Below are 16,876 nucleotides of genomic sequence, written 5' to 3'. Positions count from 1 at the left end.
AGGCGCTACTCGCCCTCCTTGCCACGCTGGTCGGGCTCGCCGGGCATGAGCCAGGCGAACTGGTCGGTATGCAGGAGCTTCTCGGCACGCTCCGAGAGGGGCTTGTCGAGGAAGTCCCTGTAGCAGGCCTGGATGGAGGGGTTCTGGTAGCTCATGCGAAGGTCAGAGACCTTGTCGAGCCCCCAGAGGACGTCGCCACGGACGCCGGCGAGCTCCTCGCCGTCGTGGATGGGCTGGCCACCGCCGCCCGCGCAGCCGCCGGGGCAGGCCATGATCTCGACGAAGTCATAGGAGACCTCGCCGGCCTCGAGGGCCTCGATGAGCCGCTCGGCATTGCCCAGACCGCTCGCCACGGCCACATGGAGGGTGGTTCCCGCCAGGTCGAACGTGGACTCCTTCCAGCCGTCGAGCCCGCGGACGTCAGAGAAGGCGTCGGGGTCGGGGTCGTCACCGGTGACGAAGTGGTAGGCGCTCCTGAGCGCGGCCTCCATGACGCCGCCGGTGGCACCGAAGATGACGCCGGCGCCGGTACCGATGCCCAGGGGGCTGTCGAACTCGGCCTCCTCGAGGTTGCACACGTCCACGTGCTCGGCGCGGATCATACGGTCGACCTCGCGCACGGTGAGGACGCAGTCCACGTCGGGGTCTCCGCAGGCGTCGTTCAGCACGGGAATGTCGCACTCGGCCTTCTTGGCGAGGCACGGCATGATGGACACCGAGAAGATCTTGTGGGGGTCGATGCCCATGAGCTCGGCGTAGTAGCTCTTGGCGATGGCGCCGAACATGCCCTGGGGGCTCTTGGAGGTCGAGATCTGGTCGAGCAGCTCGGGGTGATGCGACTTCACGAAGCGCACCCAGCCCGGGCAGCACGAGGTGAACATCGGGAACTTGACCGAGGGGTCGTCGGCAGCCTCGCCCACGCGGGCCAAGAACTCGCTGGCCTCTTCCATGATGGTGAGGTCGGCCGAGAAGTCCGTGTCGAAGATGTAGTCGAAGCCCATGGGACGCAGGGCCGCCACCAGGCGCTTGACCGTGGCCTGCTCGTGGGTGAGGCCGAGGGGCTCGCCCCAGGCGGCACGCACGGACGGGGCGATCTGCACCAGGACGACCTTGTCGGGGTCAGCCAGCGCGTCGAAGACGCGGTCGGTGTCGTCGCGCTCGCGGAGCGCGCCCGTGGGGCAGTGCGTGATGCACTGGCCGCAGAGGGCGCAGTCGGTCTGGTCGATGGGCACGCCGCCTGCGACGTTGACGTTGGCGTGGCTCGCGCGGTTGGCGATGTCCCAGATGCCCGTGGCCTGGACCTTCTCGCACACCTGGATGCAACGCAGGCACTTGATGCACTTGTCGTTGTTGCGGATGAGCGGGAACGACTGGTCCCACGGCTCGTGGGGCAGGTGCTTCTTGTACGGGAGCTCGAAGATACCGAGGTCGTTGGCCAGAGTCTGGAGCGTGCAGTTGCCGGAGCGCACGCAGCTCGTGCACTCGGAGTCGTGCTGCGAGAGGATGAACTCGACGTTGGTCTTCCTGGCCGCACGGACCTTGGGGCTGTTGGTGTGCACGACCATGCCGTCGAGCACGTAGTTGTTGCATGAGGCCACGAGCTGGTCGATGCCCTCGACCTCGACGATGCAGACGCGGCAGGCGCCGATCTCGTTGAGGTCGCGCAGGTAGCACAGCGTCGGGATCCTGATGCCGGCCTTGACGGCCGCATCGAGGATCGTGGTGTGCTCCGGCACCGTGACGTCCTTGCCATCGATGGTGAGGGTCACCATGGTGCTCTCCTTCTTGTCTACCATTGCTCGATCCTCCCTCCCCTGAACGCGCCGTACCCGAAGTGGTCGCACCTCAGGCACCTCGACGCCTCCTGGTGGGCTTCCTCGGGCGTGAGGCCGTTCTCGACGTTGTCGAAGTCAGCGACGCGCTCGGAGGCCTCGCGCTCGGTCATCTCGCACCTGGCGCACAGCGTCTTGCCCTTGAACTGCACGGGCGGCAGGTCGACGTCAAGCGTGATCACATGCTCGAAGCCGAGGTGATGGTCGATGTTGGAGGCCGCGACCTTACCGGCGTTGATGGCACGTATGACGGTGGCCGGACCGGTCTGGCAGTCGCCGCCGGAGAAGAGGCCGTCCTGTCCGGGCACGGCACCTCCGGCGTCGGTCACGACCTTGCCACGCTTGCAGGGGATGCCCGCAGCCTCGAACGGGGCCGAGTCGATGACCTGGCCGACGGCCACGATCACGCGGTCGCAGGGGATGACCTCGACCTCGGCCTCGGCAGCACGCGGAGCCGGACGCCCACGCTGGGGGCCGCCGATGATCTGAGGCTGGGTGACGACGCCCGTGACCTTGCCCGAGGCGTCGACCTGGATCGAGAGGGGCGCATGGAGCTCGAGGACCTCGCAGCCCTCGGCCTGCGCGCCGGCGATCTCGGCGTCCTGGGCCGTCATGTCCGCGATGCGTCGACGGTATAGGATCGAGACCTTGGAGGCGCCACAACGGACGGCCGAGCGCGAGACGTCCATGGCGACGTTGCCGCCCCCGATGACGCAGACACGCTTGCCGGTGAGGTCGGGGTTGTCGCCATCGCCGATGGCACGCAGCATCTGCACGGCCGAGACGACGCCGTCAGCGTTCTCACCGTCGAGGCCGAGCTTGTGGTCAGTGTGGGCGCCGATGGCGAAGTAGACGGAGTCGTAGTCGGCACGCAGGCGGGCGAGCTCGTCCGGGTCGACCGGGTGCTCCAACTGGACGTCGATGCCGCAGTCGAGGATCCACTGGATCTCGGCGTCGAGGTCCTCGCGGGGAAGGCGATAGGCGGGGATGCCATAGCGCAGCATGCCGCCGAGGTGCTTTCGTGCCTCGAAGACCGTGACCTTGTGGCCCATGAGGGTAAGGTAGTAGGCCGCCGAGAGGCCGGCGGGGCCGCCGCCCACCACGGCGATGCGCTTGCCGGTGGGATCCTGGATGTTGGGCTTGTAGTCATGCTCCATGTGCTCGCAGGCAAAGCGCTTGAGCCCGCGGATGTTCATGGGATCGTCGACCATGCCACGGCGGCAGTGCATCTCGCAGGGGTGCTCGCACACGAGGCCGCAGACCACCGGCAGCGGATTGTCCTTCCGGATGAGGCGGACGGCGTCGGTGTAGCGGCCGGCCTCCACCAGGCTGATGTAGCCGGGTATGTCGACACCCGCCGGGCAGCCGGACACGCAGGGCACCAGCTGGCTCTGCGTGAAGCCGCAGGCATGGTTCTTGACATGATGCTCGAAGTCGTCATGGAAGCCGCGGATGGCGGTGAGCGCCATCTGGCCGGCCTCGTAGCCGATCGCGCAGTCTGCCGAGAGGTAGATGCTCTCGGCAGTGCGCTCGATGAGCTCGAGCGTGTGCGCGTCGGCGCGGTTCTCGAGGACGTCGTTGAGCAGGTCCTGGAGCACCCCCAGGCCGACGCGACAGGGCGTGCACTTGCCGCAGCTCTGCGTAGCGCACATCCCGATGTAGGCGGCTGTGAACTCCACGGGGCACGGTGCCAGCGAGCTCACCGAGAGCCTGCGCCCGAGCGCCTCGTGAAGGCCGTCCATCACCTCCTGCGCTTCGCTTCTCTCCATGACATGCAGACGTGCCATTAGATCAGTCCTCCTCGTCGGCCGGAAACGAGATCCCACACTGATAGCGTGCCTCGTCCATGATAGCGAGGCTCGCAAGCGTGACCTTCTGGTAATGCAATATGTCGAGCTCCCCCGCAATGGCAGCACAGAAGTCGTCGACCTCGTGCGCCATGACGGAAGGGGATGGTCCGTCACAGCCGGCGCCGAGCGAGACGTCCTCGCTGGTGCCGTCCAGACGGGTGATGATGGCGGAGGTGGGGGCGTTCATGTGGTCCACGACGAGCGTGGCCGCCTCCCCCTGGACCTGGCTTGGCACGAGGTCGTTGGTGATCTTGGAGTAGGCGAGCTCGCAGACGAGGTCGTCATAGTCTGCCAGGATGCCGCCGGCCGCATCGATGCCGCCGGCGAGCTTGGTCGAGAAGCACCTGATGTCGTTGGGGATGCCGAAGAGCTCGACCATGGGCTCGACGCAGTAGACGCCGAGGTCCATGAGGGCACCGGTGGCCATGGAGGCATCGAAGATGTTGGTGTGGCGCCCGGCGAGGTACTCGTCATAGCGACTGGAGCGCTTGCCGTAGCGGATGCAGGCCGAGCGGGTCGTGCCGAGGCGCGGGAGGGCCTCCCTGACGGCCCGGAACGCGGGGTCGTGGAGGGTACGCATGGCCTCCATCACGTGGACGCCCGAGGCTCGGGCGGCCTCGAAGACCGACAGCGCCTCGCGACGGTTCGACGCGAAGGGCTTCTCGACCAGCACATGCTTGCCGGCCTCGACCATCTGGATGGCCTGGGCGGCATGGAGCGCGTTGGGACTCGCGACATACACCGCGTCGACGTCGGGGCAGTGCGCGATGGCATCGAGCGACGAGAAGGGCTGGACCCCGCCGTGCTCGGCCGTATAGGCGCGGGCATGCTCGGGATCACGCGAGAAGGATCCGAGGTAGGTAGCTCGCTGCGAGACCTTCAGGGCATCGATCATGAGCCCCGTGATCATAGAGGTGCCTATGGTGGCGAACCTGACCTGCTCCATGTGCGCTCCCCTCTCGTCGACGCCGTCACGACCCTGCCAGGAGCTGACGCGCCCGGCAAGTTCGCATGCGGAGCAGAGTGTATCCCTCAGGGCAAGCGGAACGGACGTGCTTCTGGTGAGCGGTAGCGGACATATCCGAGACGGCAATTCCGCTGGCAGCTCGTGAAGGACCTGTAGAGAGACACAGGGGTAGCACGCCTGGCCTACGAGCGAGGCCACTGCGTCCAGCCGGGCGGCACGACAGGCAGGGCGTGGTGACACAGAAGGCCGTCTGTCGGCATCTCAGCGGGCATGGCCCATCGTCCGCACCCGCATCCCCGGAAACTCGCCTAGCCGCGCCGCGGTTCCGTGCGACTTGGGGCATGATAGGGACAGGACGTGACGGACGTCCTGGCGGCCGAGGTCGCCACAGGTGGGTTGCGAGGGGGAACGCGCCCGTAGCGAAAGGAAGACCATGCAGACACGCATCGCACGCGGACGGATGACGGCGAGCATCGACTCGATGGGCGCGCAGCTCTCGAGCCTCACGCTCGACGGACATGAGTACCTCTGGCAGGCCGACCCCGCCGTATGGGGCAAGCACGCGCCCGTCCTGTTCCCCATCGTCGGCTCGCTCAGGGGAGACACCGCAGCATCCGCGGCTGGCACCTGCACCATGCCGCGCCACGGCCTCGCACGCATCAACGAGCACACGGTCAAGACCTCCTCGCCCGACTCCGTCACCTTCTGCTTCGAGAGCACGGACGAGACGCTCGCCGCCTACCCCTATCCCTTCCGCCTCGAGATGACCTACACCGTCATCGAGGACGACTGCCTCGAGCAGCGCTTCTCGGTGACCAACACCGGAGACGAGACCATGCCCTTCTCGGTGGGTGGGCACCCGGCGTTCAACGTGCCCATGCCCGGCAGCGACGGCTCCTTCGATGACTACGAGCTGGCCTTCGAGGAGCCTTGGAGCTGCTCCACCCCCGTCATCGCCGATGGCGGCCTGCTCGACTACGACCACACCACCACGCTCCTCACCGAGAAGGACGTGCTGCCCGTGACCCACGAGCTGTTCGCCAACGACGCCATCGTGCTCGAGGACGTGCCCGAGCGCACCGTCACCCTGCGCGACACCACGTCCGACCGTGGCGTCAGGATCGAGTTCCCGGGCTTCGACTACATCGGCATCTGGTCGGCCGCCGGCGACGCGCCGTTCGTGGCCCTCGAGCCCTGGAGCGGCACGGCCACGCGCACGGACGAGGACGACGTGATGGAGCACAAGCAGGACGTCACGATGCTCGAGCCCGGCGCCACCGACGTGCGCGCCTTCGCGATCACGCTGCTCTAGGCGGACGGCCCTCAGGCGCACCGCAGCACAAGGAAGCCGACGGGTCAGACCTGCGACCCGTCGGCTTCCTGCCTTACGTATCGAAATGCCGCCGCTTGCGACCCAGCCCTACGGCCTGCTCGTGATGAGGGTCATGGTGCCCTCGAACGCAGGCGCGACGCCAGCAGGCACCACCAGGTGGGTACCCTTGTGCACCTCGTGCCCGCACACCGATCCGGAACCCTCGATGACGCTCACGTCCAGGAAGGTCGCAGGCGCGGCCAAGGTCTTGGACCCGTCCACACGCACGCGGTCGACGGCGTAGTTCTTGCAGGTGACGAGGTTGGTGATGCCATCGACCTCGGGATTGGTGATCTTGCCGGACTCAGGCGCCACCATGGAGTAGTCCACGACGTCCTCGGACTGCCGCACGTGCAGCGGCCGCTTGGTGCCGTCCGCCTGCACGCGGTCATAGTCATAGACGCGGTAGGTGACGTCGCTCGACTGCTGGCTCTCGAGGATGAGGGTGCCGCCCTTGATGGCATGGATCGTGCCGGGATCGATCTGGAAGAAGTCACCGGTATGGCACGGGACCTCGTTCAGCAGGTCGGACCAGCGACCCTCGGCCACCATCTTTGCGAACTCGGCCTTGTCATGGGCCTTCTGGCCGATCACGATCGTGGTACCGGGGTCGGCGTCGAGAACGTACCAGCACTCGCGCTTGCCCAGGCTGCCGTTCTCGTGCACACGGGCGTACTCGTCGTCGGGATGCACCTGGATGGAGAGGTCGCCGGCGGCATCGATGATCTTGATGAGCAGCGGGAAGCGGTCACCCTCGAGGTTGCCGAAGAGCTCGCGGTGCTCCTCCCAGAGCTCGGAGAGGTGCTTGCCCGCATACTCCCCCTCCGCCACGACGCAGTCACCATGGGGGTGCGCGCTGATGGCCCAGCACTCGCCGATGGCCCCGTCGGGGATGTCATAGCCGTACACGGTCTCGAGCTTGCGACCTCCCCAGATCTTCTCGTGGAAGACGGGTGTGAGGAAGATGAGGTCGGACATGGCAAGTCCCCTTTCGGTAGATGCTCCTGCGTTGCCAATATCATACATGTTTTCTTATATGACCATACATGCCTGATTGCCCACACATCCACGCGTGCACATGGCTGCCGGACCTGCTCTCGTCAGTCGACCGACGGGTCCCAGGCTCCCCCGGCCCGCGTGACCTCGAGGCAGTCGAAGCAGAGCGCGAGTTGGTCGGCCGTGTTCTTCGACTCGAAGAGCTCGGGTAGCTCGTCAGCCGAGAAGAACCCGCGCTCGACCGTCTCGTCGTTGGGGACGAACTCGCCGCCGAGGTTTCGGCAGAGCACGAAGTGCTTCATGATCCCCCAGGCGCATGGGTGAGGGTTGTGCAGGTTGTGCTCCTGGATGGCGACGAGGCGCACCGGCTCGACCAGGAGGCCGGCCTCCTCGCGTGCCTCCTTGACGGTGTTGGAGAAGACCGTCTGCCCCTGGTCGACCCAACCGCCGGGCAGCGACCACCCCCCTCCCCGCTCGTGGACGAGACAGAGGCGTCCCTCCTCGTCGGGGATGGCGGCACGCGTGTCCATCTTGGGCGTCTGGTAGCCGTCCTCGTTGGCGAACAGGCCCCGGACCTGCTCGATCGGCTCAGCAGACAGCTCGCCCATGCACTCGCAGGCAAGCTCGCGCACGCGCTCGAAGCGCTCGCGGTCGAAGACGTCCTTCGTGTAGTAGAGGCCGGCCTGGGCTATGGCCTGGAGCTCTCGGGCCCAGGCGAGCCAAGGCTCGGCCGGCATGGCATCCCGGGGAGGGACGACATGCCGGCGCGAGGGTGCTTCTCCTGAGGAGGTAGCGGCCATGCTATCCGAGCAGGCGCTTGACGTCGAGGGCGATCATGTACTCCTCGTCGGTCGGGACGATGAGGACGCGGATCTTGGAGTCGGCCGCGGAGATGTCGCGCGTCTCTCCCGAGTGGACCTCGTTCTTCTCGTCGTCGATCTTGACGCCGAGCCAGCCCAGGCGGCGGCAGATGTCAGCACGGACAGAGGCGGCGTTCTCGCCGACGCCAGCCGAGAAGGCCATGGTGTCGAAGCCCTGCATGGCCTGTGCCATCTCGGCCACGAGCAGGGAGGCGCGGTAGGTGAAGCAGTCGAAGGCGACCTGGCAGTTCTCGTCGCCCTCGTCGACGCCGGCCTGGACGTCGCGCATGTCGCTCGAACGGCCTGACAGGGCAAGGAGGCCGGACTGCTTGTTCATCATGTCGTCGACGGCGTCGGCCGAGTAGCCGCCCTCGCGCTGGAGGTAGACCACCGTGGCCGGGTCGATGCTGCCGCAGCGCGTACCCATGACGAGGCCGTCGAGCGGGGTGAGGCCCATGGTGGTATCCATGTCGTGACCGTCCTTGATGGCCGACAGCGACGCGCCGGAGCCGATGTGGCAGCTCACGAGCTTGTGGACCTGGTGGTTGGTGAAGGCGTCGGTCTCGCGCCAGATGTAGCGGTGCGAGGTGCCGTGCGCGCCGTACTTGCGGATGTGCAGCTTGTCCACGACGTCACGCGGAAGGGCGTAGCGATGGGCCTCCTCGGGGATCTGCAGGTGGAACGAGGTGTCGCAGACCACGATGTTGCCGATCTGGGGCATACGCTCGCGGCAGTAGTCGATGACGTCGGCCTCGGCGTAGTTGTGGAGCGGCGCCAGCGGGGCGACCTCACGGACCCAGCCGAGCGTCTCATCGGTCACGATGGCAGAGTCGGGGAAGTACCAGCCGCCTTGCACGATGCGGTGGCCGATGCCGTCGATCTTGAGGCCGAGGCCGTCGAGCAGGTCGAGCACGTACTTGGCGGCGACCTTGTGGTTGGGCAGCGCCATCATGGTCTTGACCTTCTTGGCGCCCTGCTCCTCGTGGCCCACGAAGGCACCGTCGAGTCCGATGCGCTCGCAGTTGCCCTTGGCGAAGACCTCGCGTGTGTCCACGTCGAGCAGCTGGTACTTGAGCGAAGAGCTGCCAGCATTGATGACCAGTACGTTCATGTGACTCCTCTCGATGGCACCCCTCATGGGTGCGATTCACCAGTGATAGGCGCGCGGGGAGCCGCGACGCCCGCATCATCATACGTCCGTGCGCGCATGACGCGTCGACTCTTCGGCGAGCGTCAGGCGTCCTGCCCAGGGACCTCGCTGCCAAGCAGCTCCGCCGCGATAGCCGCCGCGTCGCGCACGCAGCCGTCGCAGGTCCGCAGCATGGGTCCGCCTGTCATGCCCTTGAGCTCGCAGCAGGTGGTGGAGCCGTTCCTCTGGCCGAAGCGCTCCGTGACCTGCCGGGAGAGCGCGTAGCTGTCACGCTTGGTCCGCGGGTCGTCGAGGTCGCCGTCGGAGGTGGCGAGCCCCACCGCCACGCAGGCGCCGGAGACGGCGCCGCAGGTGCAGGCGGTCCCGCCCATGCCCAGGCCCAGGCCCTCGCAGGCGCGGAAGATCGTCCGCTCGTCCACGCCGAGGTCATCGGCGAAGGAGCAGGCGACGGCCTGTGCGCAGTTGTAACCGGCGTTGTGGAGCGCGGCGGCGCGCTCGGAGGCGGTGTCAGGGACCATGCTAGGCCTCCTCTGCCGGCACAGGAACGAGGCCCTCGCCGAGGTCACAGCCACCCAGCACGTGCATGTGGAGGTGGTGGACCGTCTGGCCGGCGGCATCCCCCGTGTTCGCGATCACGCGGAAGCCGGTCTGGTCGATGCCGGTGTCGTGCGCCACGACGCCCACGGCATGGACCATGGCGGCGAGCACCGGGGCGGGGACGTCATCGATGATGTTGTCATAGTGGTGCTTGGGCACCACGAGCACGTGGACCGGCGCCTGGGGGTTCAGGTCCTTGAACGCCACGACGTCATCGTCCTCGAAGACGATGGTCGAGGGTATCTCGTGGTTGGCGATCTTGCAGAAGATGCAGTCTGACATGGTGCTCCCTCCCCGGCCGGTGGGCCGGCGCATGCTCGTTAGTCGTCGATGAACGCCGTCGCCGGGGCCGCGGTGGTGTCCGTGGCGGTGGTCCCGGTCTGGTCGAGAAGCACCTTCACCTTCTGGTCGGCATCGGCCAGGCGCTCCTTGAGGCTCGCGAGCAGCTCGACCCCGCGCTGGTAGCGCGTGAGCGACTCCTCGAGCTCGAGGTCCCCCGCCTCGAGGGCACGCACGATCTGCTCGAGCTCGACCGAGGCCTCCTTGAACGTGAGGTCCTTCACCGGACGTGGTTCGTCGGCCATGATGCTTCCTCTCCTCCTGGGGCCTCGGCCCCGACGTATCTGACGGATATGGCGGGCGGCAGTGGGGCCGTCCATGGGTTACTTCGAGGGGTCGCCCCCGGCATCTGCCGCGGTGACGTTGGCCGTGAGGGTGCCGTCACCAAGCATGACGGTCACGTCCTGGCCGACGAGCGATGGGTCGGCATGCGAGAGCACGTGCCCCCGGGCGTCCCGCGCGATGGCATAGCCACGCCCCAGCACACGCAGGGGCGAGAGCGCCTCGAGCGTGGCCGCCGACCTGGCGAGGGTGGCCTCGTACGGGTCGAGGAGTCGCGAGCCGAGCGACGTGAGGCGCCGACCCGCTGCGTCGACCTCGGCAGCCCTGCGAGCCATGCTGCGCGGAATGGCATCATGCAGGCGCTGCTCGAGGGCGAGAAGGTCGTTCTCGCGTCCCTCGAGGACGAAGGCAGGGTCTGACAGGCAGCGGTGCGTCGCGAAGGCGTCAACGGTCGCACGCTCGCGGGTGAGGCGTGCGTCCATGGCACGCGTGAGCGCATCGGCGGAGGCCTCGACCTTGAGCACGTCGCGCTGACAGAGGCCCTGGAGGGCCGAGACGAGGCGGCCCGACCGGTCGGCGATGGCGGCCTCGACCTCGTCGAGCGCAGGTGCCACGGACTCGGCGGCAGCCGTGGGGGTGGAGCAGCGGCGGTCGCAGACCATGTCGCAGATCGAGACGTCAGGCTCATGTCCTATGCCACAGACCACGGGCACCGCGCAGCGGGCGACGGCGCGGGCCAGGCCCTCGTCGTTGAAGGTCATGAGGTCCTCGAACGAGCCGCCCCCGCGCACGAGGAGGATGCAGTCGGGAGCGGTGGCCTCGGCGACGGCCAAGGCCTGCTCGACGGAGGCCGCAGCCCCCGGACCTTGGACCGAGCAGCCGGCGACCTCGAGCTCGACCAGGGGGTTCCTGCGAGCCAGGGTGCGCTTGACGTCCTCGATCACGCTGCCCGAGAGGGACGTGACCACGCCCACGCGGGTGCAGAACCGAGGGATGGCGCGCTTGCGGCCCTGATCCATGAGACCCTCGCGCTCGAGGCGTCGAGCGAGCTCGGCGACCTGCTGCCGCAGGAGCCCCTCCCCTGCCACCTCGACGTGCTTGGCGACGAACGAGAGGCGACCGCTTCCGGCATAGACGTCGAACGCGCCGGTGACCTGAATCTTGAGGCCGTCACGCAGCTCGAAGCCCATGTGCGCGGCGACGCCCCTCCAGACGATGCAGTCCATGGAGGAGGAGTCGTCCTTCACCTGGAAGTAGCAGTGGCCCGAGCGTGCATTGGGACCACGGAAGCCGGTGACCTCGCCCATCACGACGAAGGTGCCGAGCCCTGCCACCGCCCCCTTGGCCGTGGCGACCGCCTCCGAGACGGAGAGGGCCTGCGGGCCGTGCGCGCCCCTCTCGCCCTGCTCGTCCTGCTTGGACCAGGCCATGCTAGCGCCTGTCCGACTGACCGATGAGATAGAGAAGCTGCAGCACAGAGACGAGGGCTGCTGCCACATAGGTGAGGGCGGCCGCCGTAAGGACCTTCTTGGCGCCGCGCTCGGCCGTGGGGTCGAGCCCCGCCGAGCTGCCGACGAAGGCCACGGCACGGCGGCTGGCATCGATCTCGACCGGGAGCGTTACCAGCTGGAAGATGACCGTGAAGGCGAACAGGATGATGGCGAGCGTGGTGAAGCCGGCCATGTTCATGAAGATGCCGATGAGGAACACGACCATCCAGATGTTCGAGGTGAAGTTGACCACCGGGACGAGCGCAGTGCGAATCTTGCCAGGAACGAACCCGCGCGCCGTCTGGACGGCGTGGCCAGCCTCATGGCAGGCCACGGCCACCGACGCGACCGAGCCGCCTGACTGGTTCTCAGGCGAGAGGTGCAGCATGTTGTCACGTGGGTCATAGAAGTCGGTGAGGTGCCCCGCGACCGAGGTGATGCCGACGGCGGAGGCGCCCTCGGTGTCGAGCATGCGCCGTGCCACGGTGGCGCCCGTCTCGCCCGTCGAGGTGGGGACCTTCGACCAGGTGGCATAGGTGCGCTTGATGTAGGCCTGCGTGATGAGCCCGAGGACGAGCGACACCACAACGAGGGCGATGTAGCTCCAGTTCATGCCGTATCCGTAGCCGTAGTACATGGAACCCCTTCCCGAGCATGCGCAATCAGATGGTCGCGGCTTGTCCTAGCTTGTACCCAACCGTGAGCGGCAGGCGTCGGCCCGTGCGGATGCTACAGGACCTCGATGCGCCCCGCCTTCACGGTGAGGCCGACCTGCCCGTCGAGCAGGCGCTCGAGCTGCGAGCCCACGAGCTCGTGCCGCCAGCCTTCCGCCAGGCGACCCGAGGAGCGGTCCTGCGCGAACGAGACCAGGTCGTCCCTGGTGGCGATGAGCGGGGTGGCCACGCCGCTCTTCTCGGAGACCACGCGCACCAGGGCGTACATGAGGTCGACCACGCTCTCGAGCTCGGGTGCCGGACGACTCCGCTTGGGAAGGCGCGGGCACTCCTCGGAGGGGCACGACAGCCCCGTGCGGACGGCATCCACGATGGCGGTCGCGTCGCGCCCCGAGACCTGCTCGGTCCCACGAATCTTGTGGAGACGGGCCGCGTCCTTGGGACCGCGCTTGCTGAGCTCGAGCACCACCTCGTCAGTCATGACCCACTTGCGCGGGATGTCACGGTCCTGGGCGCGTGCCTCTCGCCAGCCCGCGACCTCACGGCAGACGGCGAGCTGACGCCGTGTGAGGGAGGTCACGCGCTTGACATGCTTGTAGGCCTCACGCGGGTCATGGGCGTAGTGTGACGGGTCGCAGACGCTGGCCAGCTCGGGTTGGAGCCACGAGAGGCGGTTCTTCTCGACCAGGTCGCACATCATCCGGTCGTAGATCTGTGGCAGGTAGCGGACGTCGTCCTCGGCATAGCTCAGCTGCTCGGCATCGAGCGGGCGCTTGGACCAGTCGGTGAGCGACTCGGCCTTGGCGAGGTGGACCCCGGTGTAGGCCTCCACGAGCGGGCCGTAGCCCAGCTGCGTGCGGAAGCCCAGGAACGCGGCGGCCACCTGGGTGTCGAAGACCGGCTGCGGCACGCAGCCCATGGTCTGGTAGAGGACCTCGAGGTCCTGCGAGCAGGCGTGGATGACCTTGGTGATCGAGGTGTCACGGAACAGGTCGGCGACGGGCGCGAGGTCGGTGAGCGTCAGGGGGTCGACGGCGACGATGTCGTCTCCCGCGGCCATCTGGAGCAGGCACAGCTTAGGGTAGTACGTGCGCTCGCGGAGGAACTCGGTATCGACGGCCAGGACCTTTGACGTGGCGGCCCGCTCGCAGAAGGCTGAGAGGTCGTCGGCAGTGGATATGAACACGCATGCCCCTTTGGGTCGCTCGGCCTGGGGCCAAACGGTTAGGATGTGCAGTGACGTACGTGGCCCTCGGGCCACGACCAATGATAGCCGTACACCCGTGCGCCGGTTCGCACGGGACCCACCTTACGGAGGATGCGCATGCGGTGCCTCATCATCCACAACCTCGACTCGGGGTTCGGCTCCGACGCCGTCTTCGAGTTCGAGCGCTCGCTCGTGCGCCACGGTGACGAGGTGCTCCTGAGGGCCGTGGGCGACGGGTTCTCGCCTGACGAGGTCACGAGGGATGCCGAGGGCTACGACGTGGTCGTGGTATCGGGAGGCGACGGCACCGTGGCCGCCATACTCTATGCCCTGCGCGGCCGCAACGTGCGGACGTGCATCTTCCCCTCGGGGACGGCCAACCTCATGTTCGCCAACCTCGGATGCGCCCTCGAGCCCGCGGCGCTTGCCCGTGCCTGCCGCGCCGGCCGCTGCGCCACCACCGACCTCGGCGAGACCTCTTGGACAGACGCGGACGGGCAACCGCACACGAAGGGCTTCTCGCTCATGTGCGGCACCGGCTATGACGCCGAGCTCATGCAGGCGGCGATCCCCAACAAGCGGGCCATGGGAGAGGCAGCCTACTTCATGGCGGCCTTCAACAACCTCAACCCCCCGGTCCTCACCTTCACGATCGACATCGACGGGCGGACCGAGGTCAGACAGGGCATCGCCTGCCTCGTGGCGAACAACGCGATGATCCAGGCAGACATCGAGATCGTGCCCGACTGCGTGATGGACGACGGTCTGCTCGACGTGATCGTGCTCGAGGCCGACCTATCCGTACAGCTGCTCAAGCCACTGGTGAGAGGGCTCGTCGACCGCTCTGGCAAGGTCGCGGGACGCCCCCACATCGAGAGCTTCAAGGGGGCCGACGTCCATATCACCTCATCGGCGGCCATACCGCTCCAAATCGACGGGGACGTGGTGGCGGACGCCGTCACGAGCTACGAGACGCACGTCCTCCCCGCAGCCAACCGCCTCGTGGTAGACCAGATGGCCCGCTATGGCGACGGTAACTGCGGGGAGGACCTCTTCCCGGATGCTGACGAGCAGGCCTTCCCGGAGCTCTAGCGGCTCGAGAGGGCTATGCGCTCGATGTAGCGGCCGTACTCGGTCTGGTTGAGCTTCTCGGAGAGCGCGAGCAGCTGCGCACGACGGATCCAGCCCTGGTTGTACGCGATCTCCTCGATGCAGGCCACCTTCACGCCGGTGTTCTTCTGGACCACGCGGATGTACTCGCTCGCGTCGAAGACGCCGTCGGCCGTCTCCATGCTGAACCAGGCGAAGCTGCGCCCGAGCTCGGCGACGTTGAGCTCGCTCTTCTGGAGGTAGATTTGGTTGAGGTCCGTGATCTCGAGCTCGCCGCGGGCAGAGGGCTCCAGCTCGTGGGCATACTCGCACACGTGGGAGTCATAGAAGAACAGGCCCGTGACGGCGAGGTTGGACTTGGGGACGTCGGGCTTCTCCTCGATGGAGACGGCCTTGCCGCCCTCCCCGACCTCGACGATGCCGTACTGCTCGGGATGCTCGACATGGCAGCCGAAGACGGTGGCGCCCTCGGGGCGGGCGGCTGCCTCCTCGAGCTGCTTGGTGAACCCGCGGCCATAGAAGAGGTTGCTGCCGTAGATGAGGGCGCAGGCGTCGCCGTCGATGAACTTCTCGCCGATGAGGAAGGCCTGCGCGATTCCGCCAGCCTCGGTCTGCTCGGCATAGCTGATAGTGAGCCCGAGCTGGCTGCCGTCGCCGAAGAGGCGCTTGAAGCTCGCCTGGTCCTCGGGACGCGAGATGATGAGGATGTCGCGGATGCCGGCCATCATGAGCGTGGACAGCGGGTAGTAGATCATCGGCTTGTCATAGATGGGAAGCAGCTGCTTCGAAGTAGCAAGCGTGATGGGCTGGAGTCGGGTTCCGTAGCCGCCGGCAAGGATGATGCCCTTCATAGATGAGTCCCCTCTCGGGCGGCCTGGCCGCCCCTCTGGTCGTATGAGCTATCGCCAGTATAGCGAAGGGGCGGCCCCACGGATGTGGAACCGCCCCCTCATGACGGGTACGAGACGACCCGCTTACGGGAGAATTACCTCATGACCTTGCGGAACAGGTCCTTGACGTCGTCGGCGGTCGCGTCGCGGGGGTTGCCTGGGCAGCAGGCGTCGGCCAGGGTGTCGGTCGCGAGACGGTCGAGGTCGTCCTCCTTGAGGGCGTCGACCACCTTGGGGATGCCCACGTCCTCGCCGAGCTGGCGGACGGCTGCCACCGCAGCGGCGGCACCGGCCTCGGGGGTCATGTCCTTGGCGCCCTCGACGCCCATGGCGACGGCGACGTCACGCATGCGCGACGCGCAGACCGGGGCGTTGTACTCCATGACGTTGGGGAGCATCATCGCGCAGGCCACGCCGTGGGGCGTATCGTAGTTAGCTCCCAGGCAGTGGGCCATGGAGTGGGCGATGCCCAGACCGACGTTGGAGAAGCCCATGCCAGGCGATGTACTGGCCAAGGGCCATGGCCTCGCGGCCGGTGCCGGGCGTGCCGGACTTGGCCTCGGCGACGGCGTCACGCAGGTTCTCGGAGATGAGACGGATGGCCTCGAGGTGGAACATGTCGGGGATCTGCCAGGCGGCCTTGGTGGTGTAGCCCTCGATGGCGTGCGTGAGCGCGTCCATGCCGGTCGATGCCGTGAGGCCCACGGGCATGCTCGCCATCATGGCCGGGTCGACGCAAGCGACCTCGGGGATGTCGTTGGTGTCGACGCAGACGAACTTGCGGCGCCTCTCAGGGTCGGTGATCACATAGTTGATGGTGACCTCGGCCGCGGTGCCCGCCGTGGTGGGGACGGCGATGGTGAAGACGGCATGGTTCTTGGTGGGGGCCACGCCCTCGAGCGAGCGCACGTCGGCGAACTCGGGGTTGGTGGCGATGATGCCGATGCCCTTGGCCGTGTCCATGGACGAGCCACCGCCGATGGCCACGATGCAGTCGGCGCTGGACGCCTGGAAGGCCGCGACGCCGTCCTGGACGTTCTTGATGGTCGGGTTGGGCTTGATCTCGGAGTAGAGCGACCACGGGATGCCGGCCGCGTCGAGCTTCTGCGTGACCTTGTCCGTGACACCGAACTTCACGAGGTCAGGGTCAGAGCAGACGAAGGCCTTTGTATGGCCACGCCTCTCGATCTCACCTGAGATCTCGTCGATGGCGCCCTCTCCGTGATAGGAGATGGTGTTGAGCACGATGCGATTTGCCAC

At 67.2% G+C, this 16,876-nt stretch carries 15 protein-coding genes and 1 pseudogene; 2 read left to right on the top strand and 14 right to left on the bottom strand.

The window, feature by feature from the left end:
• Positions 1–5 precede the first annotated feature (5 nt).
• The 3 genes from LKE50_06305 to LKE50_06295 are packed head-to-tail and all read right to left on the bottom strand — an operon-like array spanning position 6 to position 4,628.
• Positions 6–1,796 (bottom strand): [FeFe] hydrogenase, group A, encoded by a 1,791-nt coding sequence (locus LKE50_06305; protein ID MCH3968212.1) that lies wholly within the window; start codon positions 1,794–1,796, stop codon positions 6–8.
• Complete coding sequence (locus LKE50_06300; GenBank protein MCH3968211.1) at positions 1,790–3,619, bottom strand: NAD(P)-binding protein; 1,830 nt, start codon at positions 3,617–3,619, stop codon at positions 1,790–1,792. Before LKE50_06300 ends, LKE50_06305 begins: the two co-directional genes overlap by 7 nt.
• 4 nt (positions 3,620–3,623) lie before the next feature.
• Positions 3,624–4,628, bottom strand: coding sequence for a Gfo/Idh/MocA family oxidoreductase (locus tag LKE50_06295; GenBank protein ID MCH3968210.1), 1,005 nt, complete (start codon positions 4,626–4,628; stop codon positions 3,624–3,626).
• A gap of 454 nt (positions 4,629–5,082) precedes the next feature.
• Between LKE50_06295 and LKE50_06290 the strand changes: the two genes are divergently transcribed.
• On the top strand, positions 5,083–5,961 hold the full coding sequence (locus LKE50_06290; protein ID MCH3968209.1) for an aldose 1-epimerase family protein: 879 nt from the start codon (positions 5,083–5,085) through the stop codon (positions 5,959–5,961).
• A gap of 108 nt (positions 5,962–6,069) precedes the next feature.
• Here the strand turns inward: LKE50_06290 and LKE50_06285 are convergent, their stop codons facing one another.
• The 9 genes from LKE50_06285 to rnd all read right to left on the bottom strand — a co-directional run bounded on the left by LKE50_06285 (position 6,070) and on the right by rnd (position 13,595).
• Positions 6,070–6,999: a class I mannose-6-phosphate isomerase gene (locus LKE50_06285; protein MCH3968208.1), complete on the bottom strand. Its 930-nt coding sequence runs from the start codon at positions 6,997–6,999 to the stop codon at positions 6,070–6,072.
• Between the two features lie 122 nt (positions 7,000–7,121).
• Positions 7,122–7,754 carry an NUDIX hydrolase N-terminal domain-containing protein gene (locus tag LKE50_06280; GenBank protein MCH3968207.1) on the bottom strand — a complete coding sequence of 211 codons (633 nt, stop codon included), beginning with the start codon at positions 7,752–7,754 and terminating at the stop codon, positions 7,122–7,124.
• Positions 7,755–7,818: 64 nt separating this feature from the next.
• Positions 7,819–8,988, bottom strand: a complete 1,170-nt coding sequence (locus LKE50_06275) for an acetate kinase (GenBank protein ID MCH3968206.1) — start codon at positions 8,986–8,988, stop codon at positions 7,819–7,821.
• 122 nt (positions 8,989–9,110) lie between these two features.
• Entirely contained in the window at positions 9,111–9,545 is a 435-nt protein-coding gene (locus tag LKE50_06270) for a C-GCAxxG-C-C family protein (GenBank protein MCH3968205.1), read from the bottom strand.
• 1 nt (position 9,546) lies between these two features.
• Positions 9,547–9,906 (bottom strand): histidine triad nucleotide-binding protein, encoded by a 360-nt coding sequence (locus LKE50_06265; GenBank protein MCH3968204.1) that lies wholly within the window; start codon positions 9,904–9,906, stop codon positions 9,547–9,549.
• Positions 9,907–9,944: 38 nt separating this feature from the next.
• Positions 9,945–10,208: an exodeoxyribonuclease VII small subunit gene (gene xseB, locus LKE50_06260; GenBank protein ID MCH3968203.1), complete on the bottom strand. Its 264-nt coding sequence runs from the start codon at positions 10,206–10,208 to the stop codon at positions 9,945–9,947.
• A 78-nt stretch (positions 10,209–10,286) separates the two neighbouring features.
• Positions 10,287–11,675, bottom strand: a complete 1,389-nt coding sequence (gene xseA / locus LKE50_06255; GenBank protein ID MCH3968202.1) for an exodeoxyribonuclease VII large subunit — start codon at positions 11,673–11,675, stop codon at positions 10,287–10,289.
• A 1-nt stretch (position 11,676) separates the two neighbouring features.
• A complete protein-coding gene (locus LKE50_06250) occupies positions 11,677–12,372 on the bottom strand; it encodes a zinc metallopeptidase (protein ID MCH3968201.1) in 696 nt (231 codons plus the stop codon).
• A gap of 92 nt (positions 12,373–12,464) precedes the next feature.
• Complete coding sequence (gene rnd, locus LKE50_06245; GenBank protein ID MCH3968200.1) at positions 12,465–13,595, bottom strand: ribonuclease D; 1,131 nt, start codon at positions 13,593–13,595, stop codon at positions 12,465–12,467.
• Between the two features lie 138 nt (positions 13,596–13,733).
• Here rnd and LKE50_06240 point away from each other — a divergent pair, with 138 nt between their 5' ends.
• Positions 13,734–14,708 carry a diacylglycerol kinase gene (locus LKE50_06240; protein ID MCH3968199.1) on the top strand — a complete coding sequence of 325 codons (975 nt, stop codon included), beginning with the start codon at positions 13,734–13,736 and terminating at the stop codon, positions 14,706–14,708.
• Here LKE50_06240 and rfbA read toward each other — a convergent pair.
• Both rfbA and fucO read right to left on the bottom strand, forming a co-directional pair.
• Positions 14,705–15,577, bottom strand: a complete 873-nt coding sequence (gene rfbA / locus LKE50_06235) for a glucose-1-phosphate thymidylyltransferase RfbA (protein MCH3968198.1) — start codon at positions 15,575–15,577, stop codon at positions 14,705–14,707. The genes LKE50_06240 and rfbA overlap by 4 nt on opposite strands.
• A 134-nt stretch (positions 15,578–15,711) precedes the next feature.
• Positions 15,712–16,861: pseudogene (fucO, locus tag LKE50_06230) on the bottom strand (lactaldehyde reductase).
• Between the last annotated feature and the right edge of the window lie 15 nt (positions 16,862–16,876).

This window comes from Atopobiaceae bacterium, assembly GCA_022483015.1.
GTDB lineage: Bacteria > Actinomycetota > Coriobacteriia > Coriobacteriales > Atopobiaceae > JALCUE01.
The sequence above is the reverse complement of the archived record's forward strand: the minus strand, read 5'-3'. Positions and strand labels throughout refer to the sequence as shown.